General features: G+C 39.9%; 4 protein-coding genes. All 4 read left to right on the top strand.

The features are described 5' to 3' along the window. The coding region (locus PLK24_RS08950) for a hypothetical protein (RefSeq protein ID WP_324478336.1) at nt 1-498 on the top strand (498 nt) is incomplete at its 5' end. Between the two features lie 62 nt (nt 499-560). Then, entirely contained in the window at nt 561-2,063 is a 1,503-nt protein-coding gene (locus PLK24_RS08945) for a sugar ABC transporter ATP-binding protein (RefSeq protein ID WP_324478334.1), read from the top strand. Next, nucleotides 2,053-3,003 (top strand): ABC transporter permease, encoded by a 951-nt coding sequence (locus PLK24_RS08940; RefSeq protein WP_324478332.1) that lies wholly within the window; start codon nt 2,053-2,055, stop codon nt 3,001-3,003. The genes PLK24_RS08945 and PLK24_RS08940 overlap by 11 nt, the downstream gene beginning before the upstream one ends. 44 nt (nt 3,004-3,047) lie before the next feature. Beyond that, a partial coding sequence (locus PLK24_RS08935; RefSeq protein WP_324478330.1) for a hypothetical protein occupies nt 3,048-4,300 on the top strand: 1,253 nt, incomplete at its 3' end.

The following is a 4,300-nucleotide window of genomic DNA, read 5'->3' as shown; positions in this document are numbered from 1 at the left end:
GTACAGAACGTTGCTCCGGATATGGAATGGGTTTTCAATGGCGGGAAGAGTAATCGAGAAATCGCTTATAGTACTGCAGAAGATATTCTCCAGAGTTTTCCCGATGTCAATATTATGTTTGGTTATGATGCAGAAAATGTTTTAGGATCTTTAGCAGCTTTTGAAGCGGCCGGGCGAGGAAACGCCAAAGATAGAATTCCGGTATCAGAAATTTTTGCTGGTGTAGATGGTTCGGTTCCCGAATTGGTGAAAGTGGCTGATCCAAACTCAGCTTTCAAACTTACCTTGGCATTACAGCCAAAGAGCAATGCCAAAAAATGTATCGATATGCTGCTTAAAATTATTAATGGGGAATTGGATATGTATGCAACCGATAAAAACGAAGCAGTAATATCGTTTGTCGTCAATGGATGGGATATGAGTAAAGAAGAAATCGAACAATTTGTGAAAGATGAATGGGCAATAGAAGTCGATTTAGCCAAAGAAATTGAAGAATAGGAATGGGGGTTTAGACAGGAGGAGGTGTAACTCCTCCTGTCTGATTTAGGAGAGTCAATTTTATGGAAAAAAACATACTTGAGGTTCGAGGACTTGCTAAAAACTATCCCGGGGTTGCTGCATTAAAAGGAATCGATTTGGATATACGTCGCAATACCGTTCATTGTATTGTTGGGGAAAATGGTGCAGGAAAGTCAACCTTTATTAAGATATTGACTTGTGCTGAAACCAGAAGTTCAGGAGAAATCCTTTTTAATGGAAAAGAATTTAAGCCTCGCTCGATCCGGGAAGCGATGGACTTGGGGATTAGTACTTTGTTTCAAGAATTGAATGTGGTAAACCAACTCACGGTTGAAGAAAATCTCATTTTAGGCAGAGAACCAAATCGTTATGGTGTCATTCAAAGAAGTGATCCTTCCGAAAAAGTTTTTCAGCTCATGAAAGAGTTTGCTCCCGACATTCCACTCAAGAAAAAAGTAGCTCAGCTTAGTTTTGCGGAAAAACAAGTTATTGAAATTGTCAAAGCGATTGCCGTGGATGCGAGCCTTTTAATTATGGATGAACCAACTGCAGCGGTTTCAGAGAATGAAACCAAACGTTTATTTGCCATTATTCGTTCCTTGAAGGAGAAAAATATCACCGTAATTTATATCAGCCACATTTTGGATGATATTTTTACTATTGGAGACGTGGTTACAGTATTTCGAGATGGTGAAATTGTTGAAACAAAAAATGTGGCGGATATTGATCGGGATGAATTGATCCGAATGATGATTGGTAAAGTGACTGTGGATAAATATGTCCCGCGACCGGTTGACTATCAAAAGAAGGTATTGGAAGTATACAATCTGACAACTCATAAGCTTAAAAATGTTAACTTTAATCTATTTAAGGGTGAGATTTTGGGATTTTACGGTTTGAGAGGGGCAGGGAAAACTGAAATTGCCTTGGCTCTTTTTGGGTTGGACCGAGTATTGAGCGGAGATATCCGGATTGAAGGAAAAAGTGTTCTGTTTGATCTTCCTCGGGATGCTATGTTGAGCGGGATATCCATGGTACCGGAAGAACGGCTTACCGAAGGATTAATTATGAAGCTTCCAGTTCGACCCAATATATCGATTACCAATTTAAAGGTTCTTTCCCATTTTGGAGTCGTACGTAGCCAAGAAGATCGTGAGGTAGCAAGAAATTATGTTGATGCGATGAATATCAAAGTAAAACATATTGAACAAAAAGTAGCAACCCTCAGTGGTGGGAATCAACAGAAAGTTGTGGTTTCAAAATACCTGCATGCCGGGTCGAATATTCTTATGATGGATGAACCCACCCGGGGAGTAGACATTGGAGCTAAGGAGGAAATTCATCGTATTATAAGAAATTTAGCCGAGAAGGGGAAGTCAATCATCGTTTTTTCTTCAGAATATCCGGAGATATTTAACCTCTGTGACCGCATTTATTTACTCCGAGATGGCCAAATTGTCAAGGAAATAAAGAACCAAGAGGCGGATCCAGAAGAAATTCTATATATTATCACCCGTGGAAAGAGGACTAATTATGAAAATTAAGCTGAGTAGCGGCTTTTTGCAAAAAATGGTTATTTTTGGCGTTTTGTTGCTGATTATTATTGTGCTTTCTTTCCTATCCAAATCATTTTTAACCGTAACCAACCTCAACAACGTAACCCGACAGGTGGCTTTTGTCGTGATCACTGGTTGTGCAGTTACTCCTCTCATGATATCTGGTAACTTTGATTTATCGATAGGAAGTGTATTGGGTCTCACCGGAATGCTCTCAGCCCTCTTTGTAACTCAATCGATTCCCCTATGGTTTTCAATTATTCTTTCAACTTTGGTGGGAAGCGCAATCGGTCTTTTAAACGGACTCATGGTGATCAAATTGAGGATTCCTTCGATCATAGCCACCTTAGGTACCATGTATGCAGCTCGGGGTTTGGCATTGGTTATTAGCGGTGGCAATAGTATCCACATGGGGTTAGGAAAGAATTTTACTCTTTTGGGTCGAGGTTATTTGGGTGGAATACCCATTATCTTTATTATCATGTTTTTGACCATCTTTCTTTTCTATTTTATCGAAAGCAAGACCATCTTAGGTCGTTATACATTTGCTATCGGTGGAAATAAAAGAACTGCGCTCCTTTCGGGAATCAACGTTGGTTCAATTATCATCTTGCTTTATTTTCTGGTTGGAACTTTGACAGGGTTTTCGGGTACTTTAATGGCTTCCCGCTTAGGAGTTGGCCAAGCCATGGTCGGATCTGGTTTCGAGTTTGATGTTATCGTGGCTGTGGTATTAGGTGGAACTAGTATCGAAGGTGGAGAAGGGTCGATATTTGGAATGTTGATCGGTGCTTTTATCGTTGGTTTTATTGCCAATGGTCTCAATTTGATGGGAATACACTCCTTTTATCAAAGTATTGTAAAGGGTGTGGTTTTAGTCGGAGCGGTTCTTTTGGATCAAAAACTGAAGGGAAGAATCGCTGATTAGGATATTGATGGTTTTTAAATGAAAAGTATTGACAGGGTAGGGATATGAATAAAAAATCATTTCAAAACCGGATTGCTTTTGGAGTTTGGTTAAACGATTTTCGCAGTACACCAATATTGGATGATGCCTGGCCTAGTGTATTAATTGATCAACAAACCATTAACGATTTTCAAAAAACCATGGAATTTTTAAAAAGGGCCGGTTATACCGATATCGATTTGTTTGGTCTGCTTACCAATCGAGATTGGCCGATGGACATTGAGAGCGTTTTGACCCCCGAGAGAAAAAGTCAAGTCGACCGCCTAATTCATATCATTCATTCCAATGGTTTACAGCTGATTTATGGTTTAGGAGTCTATAGCTGGGGTTTTGATACGATTATTCAAAACGATCCAGAAGTTCGAGGGACCAACCCTTCGGCTTTATGTGGTTCGCAAGTTAAGTCTCGAGAACTGATGGAGAAAGTAATTGATTTTATCGGGAAAAACTTTATTGTGGACGGATATCATTTGGAAGCTGCTGATCAAGGTCGTTGTTGCTGTGAAAAATGCATTCAGGAAGGTGATGTTGATTACTATAACCGCATAAACCATCTGACTGCTGCTTATATTCGAAACCGTTGGCCTGAGAAAAAATTGCTGGTGAATACTTCCGGGTATCTTCCTTGGGGAGATTGGATGAATGAGAAAGAACGCGGATCGGTTTTGGATTTAGGGAAGAATATTGATATTTTTATCGATGGCGGTAATCATGGACAGTTTATTCATGAAAATGATCGAGCGGTTTTTATTGATAGATTACCATGTGACTATGGCACATCGGGTGGGTTTTGGATTTATCCACCCCAACGCTTTGATCGAAACCGCTGGTTTCTTCCCTATATTTTGCGATCAACCACTCATCTTCGCAATCTATATCGAGATGGAAGTCGATCATGTGAATTGTATTTGGGGCCTCTGATCAATCCCAGTACTGAGATGAATTTGTTCTGTTTAGGACGTTTTCTACAGGATGTCGATCAAAATCCTCTCGATATTATTGAGGAAGGGGTCGAAGAGATATACCACATTAAAGATCCAACGCAAAAAAGCAACTTCGTCGAACTATTTCACAATGCCGAGTCAGCTTTTTTTAACAATTGGTCTCCCCATCGACTGACTAATGTTCCAGAATTTTATTCCGACGGGATCGATTCTCTATTTCAATGGTCAAAATTACATCGAGATCGAGCGATGCCAGGTGAGCTCTTTCTTGATTCTCTTACCGGTCAATATCCTCCTTTTCCAGTTTATCTTAC

This window comes from Atribacter sp. (assembly GCF_035418125.1).
GTDB lineage: Bacteria > Atribacterota > Atribacteria > Atribacterales > Atribacteraceae > Atribacter > Atribacter allofermentans.
The sequence above is the reverse complement of the archived record's forward strand: the minus strand, read 5'-3'. Positions and strand labels throughout refer to the sequence as shown.

What these genes read in the sequence shown, in the direction of transcription:
- PLK24_RS08945 (WP_324478334.1), top strand. Translation starts at nt 561, where the DNA reads ATGGAAAAAAACATACTTGAGGTTCGAGGACTTGCTAAAAACTATCCC.
- PLK24_RS08940 (WP_324478332.1), top strand. Translation starts at nt 2,053, where the DNA reads ATGAAAATTAAGCTGAGTAGCGGCTTTTTGCAAAAAATGGTTATTTTT.